The following is an 18,436-nucleotide window of genomic DNA, read 5'->3' as shown; positions in this document are numbered from 1 at the left end:
TACTAGAAAATCTTACGAACCTCAACTCTTGACCTTGTATAACCTTTATTTTTTGACAGAATTATATTGCAACAATGTGACCGCGAAACTAAGAAAAAGCGGAAGTCCGCCACGGCGGCCTTCGCCTCCGGGGCGTGTCGATCTTGCCCTGGACCGGCCTGTCTGGTACCTCGGAGGAGCCGAGGCAAACGAGAAAATCATGATACGAACATCCATACCGGTCCTGTGCTACCACAACGTCAGCGAAGTGGACGGCCACACCCCGGAGCGCTTCGCCGAACACCTGGACGCCATACTTGAGGCCGGGTTTCGGACCATCTCCGCCCGCGATCTGCTCGCAGTGGTGCGCGGAGACCGAAAGGCGCCCCGCAAGTCCGTGGTGCTGACCTTTGACGACGGCCACCTCTCCAACTGGCTGACCTGCGTGCCCGAGCTGGAAAAGCGGGGCATGACCGGGACCTTTTTCGCGCTCACGGACTTCACCGAGTCCGGGGCTGCCCGAAACGCGGCGACCGCCCCGGCCATGCTGCCCATGCCCGAGGCCTTCAAGGCCGCGCTCACCGAGCACGACCACGCCCAGTTCTTCAACGAAGGAGAGATTCGCGCCATGCTTGGCAAGGGCATGGAGGTCTTCTCCCACGGCTGCCGCCACCAGGGAACCTTCCGCACCCTGCGGCCCTACGCCCCCATGGGCGCAAAAAAGGCCCGCTGGCCCGCCTGGGGCATCTACCCCGACTTTAATCCGGATTGGCCAACCTTCGATGCGGCCAGCGCGTACGTCTACGACGGGTTCTGGCCCGAGGTCGACAAGACGGGTGCGGTGCGGTTCAAGACGCGCACTCCGCAGGAGCGGCTGATGTTCTGTCACAAGGACTTTGCCCGGAGTTTCGAGCGGATGCGTGAGCTCAACGGGTATGCGGAACAGCTCTTTTGCTGGCCGTGGGGCCAGTTCTGCGAGGATGCCGAGACCGAATTGAAGCGAGCCGGCTATGCCGGGGCCTTCACCCTGGAGCGCTGGGTCAACGCGCGCGGCACCGACCCCTACCGCATCAACCGTATCGGCGTGGGCAAGCCCAAGAGCGGCAAGTGGGTCCAGGCCCGGCTGCGCATGTACGGCTCGGACCCGGCGGCCCGCGTCTTCTTCAAGCTCCACCGGAAGCGGCCCGAGATAAAGCGGGTCCTCTACGCCACGGACTCCACCAGACTTTCCGGCGGCAGCCGCCAGTTGATCAACAATGTCGAGGCCATGTCCGCCATGGGCATCGAGACTCACGCCGTGCTCCATCCCGAGTCTCCCCTGATCCCGGCCCTGGAGGGCAGGGACGTGGTCATCCATCCCTTTGACGGTTTCCGCAAGTATCTCTGGTCAGGCGCGTTTCTCAAGAACGTGGTCCGCGAGAACCGCATCGACGTGGTCCACTCCTTCCACAACCGGGCCTACAAGATGGGCGTCATCGCCCGGCTCATGGGCGCGCGCTTCAAGTTGTTCATCAATCGGGGCGTGATCTCCCGGCCAAATGACATATTCTTCCTCTGGACCGCACTGGCCGACGGCGTCGTCTGCAACTCGGCCCAGTGCGCCAGGGTGCTGCGCAATCACCGGGTCATGAAGAGCAGGCTGAACGTGGTCTACAACGCCTATTGCGGCCCGGACTACGGGGAGCCCAAACCGCGCAAGAAGCGGGGCACGCGCTTCATCTACGTGGGCAACGGCGCGGAGACCAAGGGCTACGATGTGTTCATTAGCGCGGCCAATCTCCTGTGCGAAGGCGACTGCCGGGACATGGAGTTCGTGGCCGTGGGGCTCAAGCAAGGCGAGGCCGAGCGGTTCGAGCATCTCTACAGCCCGGCCCTCCGGGAGCGGCTGCGCGACACCGGGGAGATTCCCCATGCCGAGGTCATCGAGGAGCTCCGGTTCGCCGACGTCGTCTGCGTGACATCGCGCAAGGAGTCCTTTCCCAATTCGCTCATCGAGGCCTTTGATCACGGCCTGCCCGGTGTGTGCACCGATGTCGGCGGCATCCCTGAGATGCTCCACGATGGGGTCAATGGCTACCTTTGCCCCAGCGAGGATGCTGCCTGCCTGGCCGAAAAGATGCGCCTGATGGCCGAAGAGCCGACCCGGCGTCAGGCCATGGGGCGGATCGGACGCGCCGTGACCCGGACCCTGCTTACGCCCGAGGCCAAGGCCCACGCCCTGATGCGTGTCTACATGGGAGAGCGGCTGAACGATCTTCTGCCAGTGGAGGACGTCGCCGCCAGGATCGTTTCGGAAGGGACCGAATGATGCAGGCGCAGGGCGGCTTTCTCACCAGCCATTGGGCTTCCCTGCCGGAAGCCCTCAAGGTCCGGCTGAGGCTGGGTTTCACCGGTAAACGCCACCTGCTGGAGGTGGCCGGTTGGTGTCTTCGCTCCGGCGATCCGGCTCTGTCTCCCCTGGCGGCGGACGCCCTGCTCACTGCTTTCGGCGAAAATCCCCTGGACGGAGAGATGGCCACGGAGCTGCTCGCCCGTGACGAGGTCCGCGCCCTGTTGCCCAAAGAGACCCTAACCGCTCTTGCGTATCTGGCCGGGGCCTGGCGCAAGCCTGCCAACACCGGCTACCTGGAACGTCTCCTGGCCCTGCGCGATTTCGGCAAGCTCAAGACCTATCTGGCGGACGCCATCGCCAAGGAGCCTGGCAACCTGTTCTGGCTCCAGCAGGCCGTGGCCTTCGGCCTCATCGACGGGGATCCGGACTGGGTCGAGGCCATGTTCGCCCGCTATGAAGGCCAGGACACCCCTGTCATGACGAATGTTCTCGCCCGGACCCTGGCATTCCGGGGCCGCTACGGCGAAGCTGCACGGCGTTTTCAGAACGCCGGAAACGCCTTTGGTCCCTCTTTTGCCGCCTCCAGTGCCGGGCTGTGCATGCTCGGAGAAGGTGATCCCGCTTCGGCCCATCTGCTCCTGCTGGAGGCCGTGGCCAACGCGCCGTGGAACGCCAGCCTCGCCTTCCGCCTGCATGATCTGCTCACCGGATGGGATCGGGAAACACGCCCTGTTGAAGGCTCCACCGCAGTGCTTCTCTACACATGGAACAACGAGGTGGAGATCGACGCCACCCTGCGTTCCCTCTTCGAGTCCGATCTGACCGGCGCGTCCGTGTTCGTTCTGGACAATGGCTCCACGGATTCCACGCCATTGGTGCTGGAGTCCTGGGGAGCGCGTTTCGAAAAGCAACTGGGAGCGAAGCGGTTTTCGGTCATCACCCTGCCGGTCAACATCGGAGCTCCCGCGGCCCGTAATTGGCTCCTGCACCACACCCCGGCCGCCGGGCATGATTTTCTCTGCTATCTGGACGATGACGTGATCCTGCCCCCGGACTGGCTGCTCAGGCTGGGCGCGGCGGTGCGCCGCTATCCCGACGCCGGGGCCTGGGGCTGCAAGGTGGTGGACCACGCCAACCCGGCCCTGATCCAGTCCGCAGACGGCCACCTGCTGGTGGAGGAGGTCGGTCCGCCCCTTGATCTTTCACGCCCGGAGCCCAACCCGTTCCGACTCTCCGACCTGCACATCCAGGGGTTGGACTCGGGGATGCTCAACGCCATGCGTCCCTGCGCCTCGGTGACTGGCTGCTGCCATCTCTTCCGCACTTCCGTTCTGCAGGATTCGGGCGACTTCGCCATTCAGCTCTCGCCTACCCAGTATGACGACATGGAGCACGACCTGCGCTTATGCGAGGCCGGTCGTTTTCCCGTCTACCAGGGGCATCTGGCCGTGCGCCACAGGAAGAGGACCGGCGCGGCGTCACGCACCTCGGCCCGCGAAGAGGGTAACGCGCTGGGGAACAAGTACAAGATGCAGACCATGCACGCCCGGGAGGATCTCCTGGAGGCCATGGCCGGAGAACAGGCCGTCATGGAAGCCGACCTGGTCGGCAAGCTCAAGACCATCGACCAGGCCTGAACGTCTCGATTCGCACCCCGGGGAAACCGTCCCTTGCCAACGTCCATCGGCGTCCTGTAGTTTAGATTAACTCTAGACTTGATGAAACCGGGCGTGCTACTCCCGGCGGAGTTAGCGCAACGAACGCAAGAGGGTGAACAATGAAATTTTTCCCGCATCGCACGGCCCTGCCGATTCTGGCCCTGGCCCTGGCCGCCCTGGTTCTGGGTGGTTGTTTTCGAAAGCACATCGTCTCCACTCCGCCGTCCACGCGGTCCACGCAGCCTGCGCCCGCAGCGGAGGCCCGACCCGCGCAGCAGCCCGAGGTCAAGGAGGAGACGCCTGAAGTGATCGAGGAGACCTTCGTGGTGGACGCTCCCGAGATCGAGGCCCCCGCTCCGCTCAAGGAAGGCGACCTGGGCGAGGAGTCGCTGCCCGCTGCAGAGGCGGCGCAACCCGCTGTGCCCTCAGAGCCTTCGACCAAGACCGTCTCTGCCGAGCCCGTCCAGACCGAGACCGCCGCTCCGGTGATAATGGAAGAAATGTACTACGTGCAGGTGGGCGCGTTTACGGAGCTGGACAACGCCAACAAGGTCCTGGCCGATCTTATCGCCCAGGGCTACAAGGGGTCCAAGCTCTCCGCGACCGGCACCGGACTCTACCGGGTGCAGGCCGGAGCCTTTGCCGACAAGGCCGAGGCAGAAGAGGCCATGGTGCGGCTCTCCGGCGATTTCCCGAAGGTCTTTGTGCTCAAGGACAAGCCTGGAGAATAGAGTAGGGGAGAAGGGGGAGCCCGCAGTCGGCGGTTTCCAGGACACGTAAAAGCAATGCCGGTGCGCACAATCGTGCGCACCGGTTTTTCTGTCTTCTTCGCTTTTCAGGCGCGCGTCACCGCACCGGAGCCGATAGGCCCCAACGGCGACACCGGCCGGTCTCGCTCTTCCCTAGGAGGGATTGAGCTCAGCGCGGAATTTGCGGGACAGTCGGAACACGACCACCTTGCGCGGGGGCAGGGTGATGGTCTGGCTGGTCTGGGGGTTGCGTCCCTTGCGTGCGCGCTTGTCGTAGGCTTCAAACTTGCCGAAGCCGCTGATCAGCAGGGCATGGTCCTTTTTGACCGCGCTCTTCATGATCTCGAGGATGACTTCCACCAGATCCTTGATTTCTGCGCGGTTCTTGTCGGTGCGCTCGTAGATGTAGTCGACGATGCCAGCTTTGGTGAGGGTGCTCATTGCTTTCCTCCAAAAAGGGTTTCCGAAAACTTATTCCAGCAGGCCCGCGATGGTTTGGGCCAGCCTGGTCATCTCTTCCGTGTCGTCATAGCCGGACTGCGGCCACAGCTCCAGGCCGTCGTCGGCGTGGCGCGGAACGAGATGAAAATGAACGTGATGCACCAGTTGTCCGGCAGCCTCGTGGTTGTTCTGGAACAGGTTGAGTCCATCTGCGCCGGTCGCTTCCATGACCGCCTTCGAAACCGAAGACAGTGCGGCCATGAGATCCTTTCCCAACTCCGCAGGAGTATCCATGAGTGTGGGGTGATGATCCTTTGGCAGGACCAGGACATGCCCGGGATGCACCGGCGCAATGTCCAGGAAGGCCAGGCAGGCTTCCGATTCAAAGACCTTGGCACAGGGAATCTCTCCGGCCACGATCTTGCAAAATATGCAGTCTGGGTCCTTCAGCACCTTAGCTCCTTTACCTCGCGAGGTCCATTTGCCAAGGGTTTTTCCCTTCGACATCCGTCCCAACGCACGAAGACTTGTCCATTACTAGCCGTATTGATAACCGGGAAATCCAGTTAAATCAAGTCGGTCAGCCCTTTTTTCTTGAATATTGCAAACATCCGGCTGTCGGCGGAGTCTAGAAATATTCTTGAAAAACGGCATGTTGGCACGTTTCGTCCTGTAAAGGACGAAGCGAATAAAACATTTATGTTTTAAAATCAGCTAGTTGCCTTGGGGGATGTATTCCGGGACCAGTTGCCTGAGGAGAGTTCTGACAGTCTCGCCGTCATGGTGTTCACTGGCTTCAAGCAATGCCTCCAGCCCCTGGTTGAGGGCCTCGGCCGTAGCGCAGTACTCGCTGCCCAGGACCAGGATCTTCTCGTGCTCGGTGCGGACGATGCCTTCGCCCTCGGTGATCAGCTCTTCGTAGAGCTTTTCGCCTTCCCGGAGGCCGGTGAACTCGATGCGCACGTCCGTGTCCGGCTCCTTGCCCGAGAGGCGGATGAGGTCCCGGGCCATGTCCGCGATCTTCACCGGCACGCCCATGTCCAGGACGAAAAGTTCGCCCCCGGTGCCCTTTTCCCCCATGCTGCCGGCCTGGAGGATGAGCTGGGACGCCTCGGCTATGGACATGAAGTAGCGGGTCACATCCGGGTGGGTGACGGTGACCGGGCCGCCCGCCTCGATCTGCTTGCGGAAGAGCGGGATGACCGAGCCGCTGGAACCGACCACGTTGCCGAAGCGCACGGCCATGAATCGGGTCCCTTGCCCATGCAGGGACTGCATGATCAGTTCGGTGACCCGCTTGGACGCGCCCATGACGTTGGTCGGTCTGACCGCCTTGTCCGTGGACACGACCACGAACCGCTCCACGCCGTGCTTCACCGCAGTCTCCATGATGGTCCGGGAGCCCAGGATGTTGTTGCGCACGGCCTGCCACGGATTGCGTTCCAGCATGGGGACGTGTTTGTAGGCCGCTGCGTGGAAGACCACGGACGGGTTGTGCTCCGCAAAGGTGCGGTCCATGAGGTCGCGGTCGGTGATGGAGCCGAGCACCGTGGTCAGGTTGGCGAACCCGAGGATGTGCTCCAGTTCCATCTGGATCTGGTAGAGATTGTATTCACCCATGTCCACGAGCACAATGTGGCCCGGGGAGAAACGGACTATTTGGCGGCAGAGCTCAGAGCCTATGGACCCGCCGCAGCCGGTGACCAGCACGGTTTGACCGGTGAGGTAGCGCCGGATGCGCTCTGCGTCTAGGGTGACCGGGGAGCGGCCCAGCAGGTCGAGGTAGTCCACGTCGCGCAGGGTCTTGATGCCCACCTTGCCATCCATGATCTCGGTCAGGGCGGGGAGGATGCGGAAGGGCAGGCCCGTGGCCTTGCACGCGTCCGCGATCCGCCGCATTTCCTCGCCCGAGGCCCGGGATACGGCGATGAATATTTCGTCCACGTTGTGTTTGTCGGCCATGGCTCCCAGCAGGGCCACCTCGCCGAGCACGGGCTTGCCGTGAATTGTCCGCCCTTTTTTGGACTTGTCGTCGTCGAGGAAGCCGACGAGCTTGTACTGCACCGGGTTGGCCGCCAGCTCGCGGCCGATGCGTTCGGCTGCGCTTCCGGCCCCCACCACCAGGATACGTTTGCGCGCCGCCCTGGAGACCACCGCCCCCTCGCTCTTGGTGTAGAAGGCACGGATGGAGAGCCTCAGCCCCGAGCACAGGATAAGGGTAAGCAGCCAGTCGATGACGAAGATGGAACGTGGCACCCCGGTAAAGGAAAAGCGGAAGACCACAAAGGAGATCAGGATCAGGTTCTGGAGGATGGTGATGCGCAGGATTTTCCAGAAGTCGTCCAGGCTGGTGTAGCGCCACATGCCCCGGTACATGCCGAAAAAGAGAAACACCACTGCTTTGAAGGCCAGGACGTATTTGAGCATCCCCTTGTACTGGAGGAAGTAGCGGACCGGGATATCGAAGTCGAAGCGGAAGGAGTAGGCCAGGAGCAGGGCGCAGGTGAAGATGACCATGTCCGCGATGAACATGACGTAAAAATTGATGTTTCGGAAATTGGGCAGGTTCAGTCTCATCGCACCATGTCCCTTACCACGGCGGACACCCGCTCCAGGTCATCCTCGCTCATGCCGGACCCGGAAGGCAGGCACAGCCCGCGATTGAACAGGTCTTCGGCCACCGCGCCGCCCGTGACGGGCACTCCCTCGAAAACCGGCTGCAGATGCATGGGCTTCCATACCGGGCGGGATTCGATGTTCTCCGCCTCCAGGGCCAGGCGCACTTCCTCCGGGGTGGCGGACGCGTTCTTGTCCAGGAGCATGACCGTCAGCCAGCGGTTGGCTCGTCCGTAGTCGGCCTCGGGCATAAATGAAATGGTAGGGATGTCCGCGAACGCCTCAACATACCATGAAAAGATTTCTCTACGCCTCTTTACGAAGGAGTCGAGCAGGGGCAACTGACCCAGGCCGATGGCCGCCACCACGTTGGACATGCGGTAATTGTAGCCGATGGTCGAGTGCTGGTAGTGCGGGGCGTCATCGCGTGCCTGCTGGGAGAGGCGGCGCGCTTCGCGGATGAACGCCTCGTCGTCCGAGGCGAGCATGCCCCCCCCGCTGGTGGTGATGATCTTGTTTCCGTTGAAGGAGTATACCGCCGCATCGCCGCCGCGCCCGGCGTGCCGCCCCTTGTAGGACGCGCCCACGGACTCGGCCGCGTCGATGAGCAGCGGGATGCCGCGAGGCTCGCAGACCGCGCGCAGGGCGTCGTAGTTCGCACACTGGCCATAGAGATCGGTGGGCACCACCGCCCCCACGCGCCTGCCGCTTGCCCGGATGGAGTCCACGGCCTCGGCCAGCAGGGCCGGGTCCATGTTCCAGGTGGCCCGGTCGCAGTCCACGAAATGGAGGTCCGCTCCCAGGAAGGTGGCCGGGCTCACTGAGCCGATAAAGGTCAGGGTTGAGGCCACGACCACATCGCCCGGTCCCACGCCGAGAAGTCGGAGTCCCAGGTGGAGGGCCGCTGTGCCGCCGGACACGGCCAGGCAATGGGCGAACCCGGTCAGCTCGGCGAACTCCCGTTCGAAACGGCTGAGCTGCGGCCCAACGGGCGCGATGAAGTTGGAGGCGAAGGCCTCCTTCACGAAGTCGAGTTCCCTGCCGCCCATGTGCGGCGGGGAGAGATAGATGCGGTCCTTGCTCAATGTCGTTCCCGGGGTGTTCGTTTCGTCAGTTCGCGGGCAGGCACGCCGACCACCACGGCCTCGGGCCTGACATTTTCTATGATGGCCGCGCCCGCGCCGGCAATGGCCCACGCGCCGATTTCGATTCCCTGTATCACGCTGGTCCCGATGCCGAGGAAGACGCCTTCGCCCACGGTTACGGTGCCGGCCAGGTTCACACCCGGCGCAACGTGCGCGTGAGGGCCGACCACGCAGTCGTGGTCCACCGTGCATCCGGTATTGAGAATGGTGTTGGCCCGGATCGTCGCGCCGGAGTTGATCACCGCCCCGGCGCAGATCATGCAGCCCGGTTCGATGGTCACCTCCCGTCCGATAACGGCGGAAGGGTGTATGGCGGAGGTCAGGGTCATCCCTTTGGCGAGGCAGTCCAAATACACGGTCCGTCGCGCGCGGTTGTCGCCGATGGCCACCACGGCTCCGTCATGGGGCGTCATCGCAGCCTGCCCGGCGTCTCCCAGAAAAGGCAGGCCGAGCAAAGGCGTGCCTTCCTCCGGGGCCAGGAACCCTATGGGGTCCATGCCGGAGGCGTCCAGAAGGATGTCGGCCACGACCTTGGCATGGCCGCCGTTGCCAAAAATCAGTATCTTCATGCTTCCCCTTTCAACAGCAGGGCAATATCGCCATGATTTCCGGTAAAGTAACCCCGCACTCCTCCCCCTACCGCGTTGTGAAAATTACTGTCAACCAGCCCGTGTGGTCATTGCGGCTCGGGCGGGCGTCTGGTCCTGCTGTCCAGACAGACTTCTCCCTACAGGAGCCTCACTTGCGGCCAGGGAGGATAACGGTTAGTTATCCCGCACACACGGTTGTCGTACACCGACATTCAAGGAGATCATCATGACCAAAATAGCAATACTCTTCCCCGGCCAGGGATCCCAGGAAAAGGGCATGGGCCGCGATGTGGCCGAAGCCAACGCCGAGGCCATGGGCCTGTGGCAACTGGCCGAGGCTGAATGCGGCCTGCCCCTGCGCGAAATTTACTGGGAGGGCGAAGCCGCCGACATGGCAGACACCCGCGCCCTGCAACCCGCCCTGACAGTGACCAATCTCTCGCTCTGGCTGGCCATCAAGGACAAGCTTGCCCCTGTGGCTGCGGCCGGGCACAGCCTGGGGGAATTTGCCGCTCTGGCCGCAGCAGGCGTCCTCTCCGCCGAGGACGCGGTCAAGGCCGTGTCTCTGCGCGGCAGGCTCATGGCCGAGGCCGGACAGGAGGGACACGGAATGGCCGCTGTGGTCAAGCTCGCCCGGGAGACCGTGGAGGCGATTGTCGAGGACGCCTCCGGGGCAACCGGCGCGGAACTGCGTATCGCCAACTACAATTCTCCGGCCCAGTTCGTCATCAGCGGCGAAAAGGCCGCCCTGGATGCCGCCGCTGCAAAGGTGAAGGAAGCCAAGGGCCGTGCCATCGCCCTGGCCGTGTCCGGCGCCTTCCATAGCCCGCTCATCCAGGAGGCGGCAGACGAGTTCGCCGAGTATCTTAAGGGTCTTGCCTGGAACGCGCCCGTCTTCCCTGTCTACCACAACGCCACTGCGCAGCCCGAGGCCGACAGCGGCAAGATCTTGGAAATCATGCAGAGCCAGATGACTTCGTCCGTGCTTTGGACCCAGACTCTGCAAGGGCTCTACGCCTCCGGCGTGCGTTCCTTCGTTGAGGTTGGCCCCAAGGGCGTGTTGTATAAGCTGCTCACCCCCAACCTCAAAGGCGAGGGCGACGACTGGACCGGGCAGGCGGTGGCCAGCCTGGAACAGGCCGAGGCCCTGTAGGAGACGACGCCATGACCGCCCGGTACGGCATTATCGGTTATCCCCTGGGGCACACCATGAGTCCGGTCCTGCACAACTGGGGCTTCGGGCAATTCGGCCTGGACGCCCGGTATGAGGCCTGGCCCCTGGAGCCTGAGGGACTCTCCGCCTTCATTGAGCGTGTCCGGACCGATGACATCCGGGGAGTGAGCGTGACCATTCCGCACAAGCGGACGGTCATGGAGTTCCTTGATCGCATCACGGACCGGGCCAAGGCCGTGGGTGCGGTGAACACCCTGTATTGGGACGGCGGCGAGCTGTGCGGCGAGAACACCGATGTCATCGGCCTTGTCGCCCCTCTCAGGAAGCTGGCTCGCCCCGCCTCGGCCCTGGTGCTGGGTGCGGGAGGCGCGGCCCGGGCCGCTGTGGCCGGGCTCCTTGAATTGGGAATCGGCGATGTGGCCGTGGCCAACAGGACCGCGTCCAAGGCCGACTCCCTGGCGCAGGACTTCAACGTCCGTGCTATCCCTTGGGAGAACAGAATGGACCATGCTCCGGGACTCATCTGCAATACCACGCCGCTCGGCATGGCGGGTGCCATGGAAGACCGGACCCCGTGGGACGCGGACCGCTTCCCCGCCGGATGCATCGCCTACGACATCGTCTACAATCCGCTGGAAACCCGTTTTCTGCGCGAGGCCAGGGAGGCCGGTTGCGCCACTGTTTCCGGTTTGGAGATGTTTCTGCATCAGGGGCTGGCCCAGTTCGCACTCTGGACCCGCCTGAATATGGATGAGGAATGCGCGCGCGTCCTGTTGCTGGATGCCCTGGCCGGAAAGCGGTCTTGAAAGAACCGTTCGAAATCCGTATCCTGCCGCCTGAAACAATCTTGAAGGTGAATATCATGAATGCATTTTTCAAACAGTGTTGCTTTCTGACCCTGCTTTGCCTGCTGGCGGCAGGATTGCTCCTGGTCCCCGCCAACAGCGAGGCCGCCGGACCCAATCCCGTGGTCATCATGGAAACTTCCATGGGTCGGATCATCGTCATGCTCTACCCCAAGGACGCACCTGTCACGGTCAAAAACTTTCTGCGCTATGTTGATGCAGGCTTTTACGACGGCACCATCTTCCACCGGGTGGTGCAGCAGGAGGTCAACAAGGATAATCCGCTTTCCTCCATAAACATCGTCCAGGGCGGCGGATTCGTTCCGCCCATGCGCATGAAGCGCCCCCTGTGGTCGCCCATCATCAACGAAAGCGCCATGGCACTGCAGAACAAGGCCGGGACCATCTCCATGGCCCGCACCTCGGACCCCAACTCGGCCACCAGCCAGTTCTTCTTCAACGTCCTGGACAATCCCGCGCTCAACTCACGGGATTCTGTTCCCCAATACGCTGAGCGTGACGAGTATTCCAGCCGGACCGGATACTGCGCCTTCGGAAAGGTCATCCGGGGCATGCAGGTTGTCGAAGAGATGCTCAAGGTCAAAACGGGCCGTAGCAGCATGTACAAGGACGTGCCGCTCAAGCCCATCTATCTGACCAAGGTCTACCGAGCGAAATAGGGCCGTCATTCAGCAAAAAAAACGGACGCCGGGAGGAATCCCGGCGTCCGTTTTTTTGGGGCTGTGGCTGCGCGAAGGACTTCCGCCTAGGCTACGCACTCCATGAACAGGCTACGCACGGATTCAAGTCCCACCACCACGTTGGCCGCGGCCATGTCCAGGACGTCCGGCGAGAGTCCGAGCCGCTCGGCCACCTTCTGGGAGGGGATGTAGTTCAGACCGTCCACGCCCAGCCCGACGCCGATCATCTTGGCCAGCACGTTGCCGATGTGGACCAGGTCGAGGACCGGGTCCACCCCGTCGTATTCGTCGGGCCGGAGGTGATGGCGGACTACGCGGGTGAGTTCTTCCGGGAGGCCCCATGATTCGAGCACGATGCCGCCGAGTTCGGCGTGGTTGATGCCGAGCACCATGTCCTCGGCCTGGTCGAAACTGAGGCCGTCTCTGAGGGCGAAATCCAGGATGGACTGGACGTTGACGTCCACATACGCGCCGAGCAGGGTCTTGCCGATGCCCGAGAGCAGGCCAGCGGTAAAGGTGTAGTCCGGGACGTCCATGGAGAGAATGGAGCCCAGCTCGCGGGCTGCCATGGCCACGGAGACCGAGTGCTGGAGGTGCATGTTCGGGGCCAGGTCGTACCCCTCGATCTTCTGCACGAAGGAGGGGGCCACGCCCGTGGAGATGACGAATTGGAGGACCTGGGTGGTGCCGAGCTTGATGATCGCCTCCCTGGCCGTGCGCACCGGGCGGCTGCCGCTGAAAAAGGAGGCGTTGACAACCTTGAGCAGGTTGGCCGTAAGGCCGGGGTCATATTCTATGACGCGCGCCAGCTCCCTGAAGTCGGCGTCGGGATTGCCGAGCAGGCCGGACGCCATGTGGGAGCAGGACGGCACTGCCACCACCTTGGAGACCTGATCGAGGATTTCATTCCGTCTGCTCATAACTCCTTCTCCTTGCCGAAAGAACGCACAACCACCCGTCCGGTATCCAGATAGAGGAACAGGGTTCGCGGGATAGTCCCGCCCACGTCCTGGGCGGAGAGGGTGACGGAGTTGCGTTCAAGCAATTTTTCCAGGGCCTCGAAGTTTCTTCGGCCCGTATTGAACAGCGTATCGTTTCGCATGTTGGCCCCGCCCGCCGCCTTGAAGATGAGGCGTTCGCGTTTTGCGCCCAGGTCGATGACCTTTCGCACCATGGTGGCCACACCCGTGTTCACGAACATGAACGGGTTTTTGCGGGCCTTTTCCCTGTTGGCGCCTGGGGATGGCAGCAGGCAGTGGACCATGGCCCCGATACGGAGCACGGGGTCGTATGCGGTAACCCCGAGACAGGACCCAAGGGAGTAAGTGACGATAACGTCGGCGGAATCGCTGGACAGCTTCATGTCCGAGATATTGACGACGAGCGGCTCCCGCTTGGCAGTGGATGCCTCGCAGCCGACGGGCTGGGGCGTTGTATGGTCCGGTTCCCTGGTCATGTTTGGCGAGGATACCCCACTGCGGCGGGGTTGTCAGTCCCCTTGTTTCGATCGGGGGCTATTCCGCTGAATCTTCGAACTGCATTCGGTAGAGCCGCTCGTACAGGGAACAGGATTCGAGCAGTTCCCGGTGCGTGCCTTTGGCTACCACCCGGCCCTGTTCCATGACCACGATGACGTCCGCGTTGAGGACGGTGGACAGGCGGTGGGCGATGACGATGGAGGTGCGCCCCTGCATGAGGTTTTCCAGGGCCTTCTGGACCACCCGCTCGGACTCGGTGTCCAGGGCCGAAGTGGCCTCATCCAAAATGAGCAGCGGCGGGTTCTTCATGATCGCCCTGGCGATGGTCAACCGCTGCTTCTGGCCGCCGGAGATTTTTACTCCGCCTTCGCCGACCACGGTGTCGTAGCCGTCGGGCATCTCCATGATGAAGTCATGGGCAAAGGCCCCTCTGGCGGCTCGCTCCACCTCGTCCCGTTCGTATTCGTCGCGGGCGTAGGCGATGTTGGCCGTGACCGTGTCGTTGAACAGGAAGGTGTCCTGGGAGACCAGCCCCAGGCCCATGCGCAGGCTGGATAGGGAATAGTCCTTCAGCTGCAGGCCGTTAAGGCGGACGAGCCCCTGCTGGGGCGAATAGAATCGGGGGATGAGGTTGACCAGGGTGGTCTTGCCCGAGCCGCTGGGGCCGACGATGGCCACGCGCTGCCCCGCCTCGATTCTCAGGGAGACGCCGTTGAGCGCGGGCTTGGGTGCGTCGGGATAGGTGAAGTGGACATCCTCGAAGGACAACTCCCTGAAATCACCGTCAAACCGTGCGCTTCCCTCGTCCTCCACCTGGATACGCGGAGAATCGAAAATGTCGAAAACCCGCTCGGCGCCTGCCAGTCCCTGCTGGATCTGGTTGTTGGACATGTTGATTTTCTTGATCGGCTCGTAGAGCTGGACCAGGCAGACCAGGAAGGCGGTCAGGTCGCCGGGAGTCATCTGGCCCCCGATGACGCGGGAGCCGCCGATCCAGAGCACCGTGGCTCCGGCTCCGGCGGATACGAAGTCCATGACCCGCGAGGAACTCTCGCTGTAGAAGATCTGACGGATGATCGCCTTGGCCAGGTTCGTGTTTTCTTTGTCGAAGCGGCGAGATTCACGCAGTTCGTTGGCAAAGGCCTTGATCACCTTGATTCCGGAGAACGATTCCTCCAGAACCACGTTGACCCCGGACAGTTCGGCCTGCATTTTTCGTCCGTACTTGCGGACTTTTTTGCCGAACCAGATGAGCGGGTACAAGGCGGCGGGCATGACCACCAGGGACCAGAAGGCGAGATGGGCGTCCAGGTAGATGACCATGCCGATGAGGCCGAGGAGGGTGAAGACCTGGCGGATGAACATGATCACGCTGGGCAGGCACTGGCGCACGGCCACCACGTCGCTGACGATGCGGCTCATGAGCATGCCGATCTCCGATTCGGCGAAAAACGGCATGGGCAGCCGGACGATTTTGTCGAAGAGGTCGCGCCGCATGTCCTTGAGCACCAGAATGCCGGTGGAGTTCATGACGTAGACCTGGCAGAACTGGAGGATGCCTTTGAGCACGATGAGGGTGACCAGCCCGGCGATGCACAGCTTGAGCATGTCCATGTCCTTGGCGATGAGCACCTTGTCGGTGACGTACTTGGTGAGCCAGGCCAGGGCCGGCGCAATAGGAGCGTAGAGCAACATGGCGATGACCGCAAAAGTCACGCGCAGCTTGTAGGGGCCGAAGTATCCGATGCTCCGTTTGAGCATGTACCGGTTGCCCATGTAGTGCAGGTCTCGCTGTCGGGCCAAAACATCTCCTTGTTCGGACGGGCGCGATTGTCGCGGCATGCGCCGCAAGCATTCTTTAAAGGGTTGGCTGGCGTTAGTAAAGGCAAAGGGGTCCGAAGGGCGAAATGCGGGTTGCCTTTCCCCATGATTTGATCGAAAATAAGAAGTATGATGACGCATCCTTTTCTGGCCGTACTGGCCGACATACACGGCAATTCCCTGGCGCTTCGCGCCGTGCTGGACGACGCCGCCCGACGCGGCGCGGACCGGCTCGTCAATCTGGGCGACACCTTTTACGGTCCGCTTGACCCGGGCGGGACATGGGACCTTCTCAAGGACCTGGACATGCCCGCCATCCTCGGCAATCAGGACCGGGTCCTGCTGGAGAACGGCCCGGAATGGGCCTCCGTGCCGACATTCCGCGCCACGATGGACGCCATCGGCGAGGCGGGGCTGGACTGGCTCCGTTCCCTGTCCCCCACCTTGGTCATGGACTCAGTCCTGCTCTGCCACGGCACCCCGGCGAACGACACGGCCTATCTACTGGAGGACGTCTCCACCGGCCTGCCTGTGCCCCGGAACTGCGAGGAGATCGGCAAGGACCTGAAGGCCGGAGCCGAAGGATGCTCCCTGGTCCTGGCCGGACACAGCCATCTCCAGGGAGAGACGGTTTGCGGCGGAGTGACCGTGGTCAATCCCGGCAGTGTGGGGCTGCCGGCCTACGACGACGACACGCCGCCCCACGCCATGGCCTCGGGCTCACCCCACGCCAGGTATGCGCTGATCTACCGGGAAGAGCAGGGGTGGAGGACCGAGTTCGTCGCCGTGCGCTACGACTGGGAGCAGGCTGCTGCCATGGCCGCCCGCAACGGCCGGGAGGACTGGGCGGGATGGCTGCGCACCGGACTGGCGTGATCCGGGGCGCTTTCCGGGGCCCGGCGCGTCCGGGCTCATTCTTTTCTGGACTTTTTTTAGATTTTTCTGGAGAATGCGGACAATTTCCAGGCTCAGAGGTACGCCCGAACGGGCGGTCATGTTACGAGGATTCCAACGCGTTGCTCCAATGGCTTTAGACATGAAAGCACTGCACCCCCATTTTTTTCGTATTTCCAGGGCGCTGCCGTTCCTGATTCTCGCCGCGTCGCTGCTGGCAGCCTCTCCTGTCCTCGCTCAGTCGGCCCGCTCCTACTTCCTTGTGGGGCACTCCGATTTCCACGCCCTGCTCAAGAACGCCAAGAAACGAAAATACCGCTCCAGCTGGGAAGCGGTGGAAAAAAACTTTTCCCGTTGCCTGAAGCAGGACCCTGACGGTCCCTTTGCTCCCAAGGCCCTCTATTACATCGGCCGGGTGCATGAGGAATTGGGAGTCCAGTCCGGGCTCAAGTCCGATTTCCGGCGCGCGGCGGACTATTTCGGCCGCGTGGTCTCGCGCTATCCGCGCCACGGCTGGGCCGATGACTGCCTCTACCGCCGGGCCGACATCTATGCCCGTCGCCTCAAGGAATACGGCAACGCCAGGCGGGACCTGGCCAAGATCATCGTCGAGTTCCCCAAATCGGACATGCACGCCAAGGCCAAGACCTATCTGCGCCGCCTGGGCAAGTACAATCAGGCCATCGCCGAGGCCAAGGGCGGCGATTCCGGCGCGACGGTCAATGCCGCTCCCGCGAAAAAGCCCAAACCCTCGCCCAAGACCAGCCCCAAGGACCCCTCCGGATTGGCCCATCTCGACATGGTTCGTTACCGGTCCAGCGACGACTATACGCGCGTTGTGCTGGAACTGGATGATCGAGTGAAGTACCGCTACCAGGTGCTTGACCCCAACCCCAAGGTCAACCGCCCCCACCGTCTCTACATCGACCTCCAGGGCTCTAGGCTGGGGAACGACGTGACCGCCTCGACCCAGGTCTCGGACGGCATCCTGCGGTCCATCCGCACAGGCCAATATACATCCGACACCACCCGCGTGGTCCTCGATTTCCTCTCCATGCGTGAGTACAAGATATTTCCCCTGGAGAACCCTTTCCGCATCGTCATCGACGTCTATTCGCCCGGCGAAGGCACGCCCGCCCCGACCGCAATGGCCGCCAAGCCCAAGAGCGAGCCAGTCCGGTCGGCCAAGGACAGCAAGTACCGTCCGCCCAAAGGTTCCAAGGCCCAGTCGGGCGACCTGCTGGAGCAACTCGGCCTCACCGTGCGCACGATCATGATCGACGCCGGACACGGCGGCAAGGACCCGGGCGCGGTGGCCAACGGCCTGCGCGAAAAGGACATCAACCTGCGCTTCGCCAAGCTGCTTGGCGGCAAGCTCAAGGCAAAGGGGTTCCATGTGCTCTATACCCGGAGCACGGACACCTTCATCCGCCTGGAGCAGCGTACGGCCATGGCCAACGTGAAGAAGGCGGACCTGTTCATTTCCGTCCACTGCAACGCCAACCGCAACCACAGCGTCAACGGCCTGGAGACCTACAGTCTCAACCTGGCCAAGTCCAAGGACGCCGTGCGCATCGCGGCGAGGGAGAACGCGGTGGACCCGCGCTCCATCTCCGACCTCCAGTTCATCCTCACCGATCTGATGGTCAGCTCCAAGATCAAGGAGAGCCGCGATCTGGCCAAGGATGTCCAGGTCAGCACCGTGAGCCGCGTGCGCAAGAAGTGGTCGCTCAAGAGCCAGGGCACCCGCGAGGCTCCGTTCTACGTGCTGATGGGCGCAAAGATGCCCTCGGTTCTGGTGGAACTTGGCTACATCACCAACAAGCGCGAGGCGAGCCGCCTCAAGTCCCAGGCCTACCTGGAGTACCTCGCCCAAGGCATCGTCGAGGGCGTCAAGGCCTACAAAGGCAAGATCGAACGCTACGCCATGAATTAGGGCGGGCTCGGGACGGGTCGGTTTTCAGGGTCTCTTCATGGCGGGAGGCCTCTCTTCGGCTGTCTTTCTGGTGGCTT

Annotated in this window: 16 protein-coding genes; 8 read left to right on the top strand and 8 right to left on the bottom strand. The window is 62.6% G+C overall.

Annotated features, from left to right (window positions below; genetic code table 11):
* The first annotated feature begins 199 nt into the window (after nt 1-199).
* The 3 genes from GM415_RS04155 (at nt 200) to GM415_RS04145 (ending at nt 4,700) form a co-directional block, all read left to right on the top strand.
* Complete coding sequence (locus GM415_RS04155) at nt 200-2,287, top strand: glycosyltransferase (RefSeq protein ID WP_158946570.1); 2,088 nt, start codon at nt 200-202, stop codon at nt 2,285-2,287.
* Nucleotides 2,284-3,948 (top strand): glycosyltransferase family A protein, encoded by a 1,665-nt coding sequence (locus GM415_RS04150; RefSeq protein WP_158946569.1) that lies wholly within the window; start codon nt 2,284-2,286, stop codon nt 3,946-3,948. Before GM415_RS04155 ends, GM415_RS04150 begins: the two co-directional genes overlap by 4 nt.
* A 140-nt stretch (nt 3,949-4,088) precedes the next feature.
* Nucleotides 4,089-4,700, top strand: coding sequence for an SPOR domain-containing protein (locus tag GM415_RS04145; RefSeq protein WP_158946568.1), 612 nt, complete (start codon nt 4,089-4,091; stop codon nt 4,698-4,700).
* 171 nt (nt 4,701-4,871) lie between these two features.
* Here the strand turns inward: GM415_RS04145 and GM415_RS04140 are convergent, their stop codons facing one another.
* From GM415_RS04140 to GM415_RS04120, 5 genes are all read right to left on the bottom strand, one after another.
* A complete protein-coding gene (locus GM415_RS04140; RefSeq protein ID WP_158946567.1) occupies nt 4,872-5,159 on the bottom strand; it encodes an integration host factor subunit alpha in 288 nt (95 codons plus the stop codon).
* Nucleotides 5,160-5,189: 30 nt separating this feature from the next.
* Nucleotides 5,190-5,609, bottom strand: a complete 420-nt coding sequence (locus GM415_RS04135) for an HIT family protein (protein ID WP_242012436.1) — start codon at nt 5,607-5,609, stop codon at nt 5,190-5,192.
* Between the two features lie 264 nt (nt 5,610-5,873).
* A complete protein-coding gene (locus tag GM415_RS04130; RefSeq protein WP_158946565.1) occupies nt 5,874-7,736 on the bottom strand; it encodes a polysaccharide biosynthesis protein in 1,863 nt (620 codons plus the stop codon).
* Complete coding sequence (locus GM415_RS04125; RefSeq protein ID WP_277872930.1) at nt 7,733-8,860, bottom strand: DegT/DnrJ/EryC1/StrS family aminotransferase; 1,128 nt, start codon at nt 8,858-8,860, stop codon at nt 7,733-7,735. The genes GM415_RS04130 and GM415_RS04125 overlap by 4 nt, the downstream gene beginning before the upstream one ends.
* Nucleotides 8,857-9,489 (bottom strand): acetyltransferase, encoded by a 633-nt coding sequence (locus tag GM415_RS04120; protein ID WP_158946564.1) that lies wholly within the window; start codon nt 9,487-9,489, stop codon nt 8,857-8,859. Before GM415_RS04120 ends, GM415_RS04125 begins: the two co-directional genes overlap by 4 nt.
* A 247-nt stretch (nt 9,490-9,736) precedes the next feature.
* On the opposite strand from GM415_RS04120, the gene GM415_RS04115 reads away from it, so the two are divergent.
* From GM415_RS04115 to GM415_RS04105, 3 genes are read left to right on the top strand one after another with little or no spacing between them, the layout of a single operon-like run.
* Nucleotides 9,737-10,663: an ACP S-malonyltransferase gene (locus tag GM415_RS04115; protein ID WP_158946563.1), complete on the top strand. Its 927-nt coding sequence runs from the start codon at nt 9,737-9,739 to the stop codon at nt 10,661-10,663.
* Nucleotides 10,664-10,674: 11 nt separating this feature from the next.
* Complete coding sequence (gene aroE, locus GM415_RS04110) at nt 10,675-11,490, top strand: shikimate dehydrogenase (protein WP_158946562.1); 816 nt, start codon at nt 10,675-10,677, stop codon at nt 11,488-11,490.
* 56 nt (nt 11,491-11,546) lie between these two features.
* Nucleotides 11,547-12,209: a peptidylprolyl isomerase gene (locus tag GM415_RS04105; RefSeq protein WP_158946561.1), complete on the top strand. Its 663-nt coding sequence runs from the start codon at nt 11,547-11,549 to the stop codon at nt 12,207-12,209.
* An 86-nt stretch (nt 12,210-12,295) separates the two neighbouring features.
* Here GM415_RS04105 and GM415_RS04100 read toward each other — a convergent pair whose 3' ends face one another.
* Genes GM415_RS04100 through GM415_RS04090 form a run of 3 tightly spaced genes read right to left on the bottom strand, consistent with a single transcriptional unit; the run spans nt 12,296 to nt 15,511 of the window.
* On the bottom strand, nt 12,296-13,150 hold the full coding sequence (locus GM415_RS04100; RefSeq protein ID WP_158946560.1) for an HDOD domain-containing protein: 855 nt from the start codon (nt 13,148-13,150) through the stop codon (nt 12,296-12,298).
* Complete coding sequence (locus GM415_RS04095; RefSeq protein ID WP_158946559.1) at nt 13,147-13,686, bottom strand: chemotaxis protein CheD; 540 nt, start codon at nt 13,684-13,686, stop codon at nt 13,147-13,149. Before GM415_RS04095 ends, GM415_RS04100 begins: the two co-directional genes overlap by 4 nt.
* 58 nt (nt 13,687-13,744) lie before the next feature.
* Nucleotides 13,745-15,511 (bottom strand): ABC transporter ATP-binding protein, encoded by a 1,767-nt coding sequence (locus tag GM415_RS04090; RefSeq protein ID WP_422393762.1) that lies wholly within the window; start codon nt 15,509-15,511, stop codon nt 13,745-13,747.
* A 150-nt stretch (nt 15,512-15,661) separates the two neighbouring features.
* Between GM415_RS04090 and GM415_RS04085 the strand changes: the two genes are divergently transcribed.
* Nucleotides 15,662-16,405, top strand: coding sequence for a metallophosphoesterase family protein (locus GM415_RS04085; protein WP_242012345.1), 744 nt, complete (start codon nt 15,662-15,664; stop codon nt 16,403-16,405).
* A gap of 160 nt (nt 16,406-16,565) precedes the next feature.
* A complete protein-coding gene (locus GM415_RS04080; protein WP_158946556.1) occupies nt 16,566-18,359 on the top strand; it encodes an N-acetylmuramoyl-L-alanine amidase in 1,794 nt (597 codons plus the stop codon).
* Nucleotides 18,360-18,436: the final 77 nt, after the last annotated feature.

The sequence above is a fragment of the Pseudodesulfovibrio cashew genome, assembly GCF_009762795.1.
Classification (GTDB): Bacteria; Desulfobacterota; Desulfovibrionia; order Desulfovibrionales; family Desulfovibrionaceae; genus Pseudodesulfovibrio; species Pseudodesulfovibrio cashew.
This window is presented reverse-complemented; position numbering and strand designations above follow the sequence as displayed.

Coding starts and splice junctions, on each gene's coding strand:
- GM415_RS04095 (WP_158946559.1), bottom strand. CDS start 13,686: ATGACCAGGGAACCGGACCATACAACGCCCCAGCCCGTCGGCTGCGAG.
- GM415_RS04105 (WP_158946561.1), top strand. CDS start 11,547: ATGAATGCATTTTTCAAACAGTGTTGCTTTCTGACCCTGCTTTGCCTG.
- GM415_RS04140 (WP_158946567.1), bottom strand. CDS start 5,159: ATGAGCACCCTCACCAAAGCTGGCATCGTCGACTACATCTACGAGCGC.
- GM415_RS04115 (WP_158946563.1), top strand. CDS start 9,737: ATGACCAAAATAGCAATACTCTTCCCCGGCCAGGGATCCCAGGAAAAG.
- GM415_RS04120 (WP_158946564.1), bottom strand. CDS start 9,489: ATGAAGATACTGATTTTTGGCAACGGCGGCCATGCCAAGGTCGTGGCC.
- aroE (WP_158946562.1), top strand. CDS start 10,675: ATGACCGCCCGGTACGGCATTATCGGTTATCCCCTGGGGCACACCATG.
- GM415_RS04085 (WP_242012345.1), top strand. CDS start 15,662: ATGACGCATCCTTTTCTGGCCGTACTGGCCGACATACACGGCAATTCC.
- GM415_RS04100 (WP_158946560.1), bottom strand. CDS start 13,150: ATGAGCAGACGGAATGAAATCCTCGATCAGGTCTCCAAGGTGGTGGCA.
- GM415_RS04130 (WP_158946565.1), bottom strand. CDS start 7,736: ATGAGACTGAACCTGCCCAATTTCCGAAACATCAATTTTTACGTCATG.
- GM415_RS04150 (WP_158946569.1), top strand. CDS start 2,284: ATGATGCAGGCGCAGGGCGGCTTTCTCACCAGCCATTGGGCTTCCCTG.
- GM415_RS04145 (WP_158946568.1), top strand. CDS start 4,089: ATGAAATTTTTCCCGCATCGCACGGCCCTGCCGATTCTGGCCCTGGCC.
- GM415_RS04155 (WP_158946570.1), top strand. CDS start 200: ATGATACGAACATCCATACCGGTCCTGTGCTACCACAACGTCAGCGAA.
- GM415_RS04080 (WP_158946556.1), top strand. CDS start 16,566: ATGAAAGCACTGCACCCCCATTTTTTTCGTATTTCCAGGGCGCTGCCG.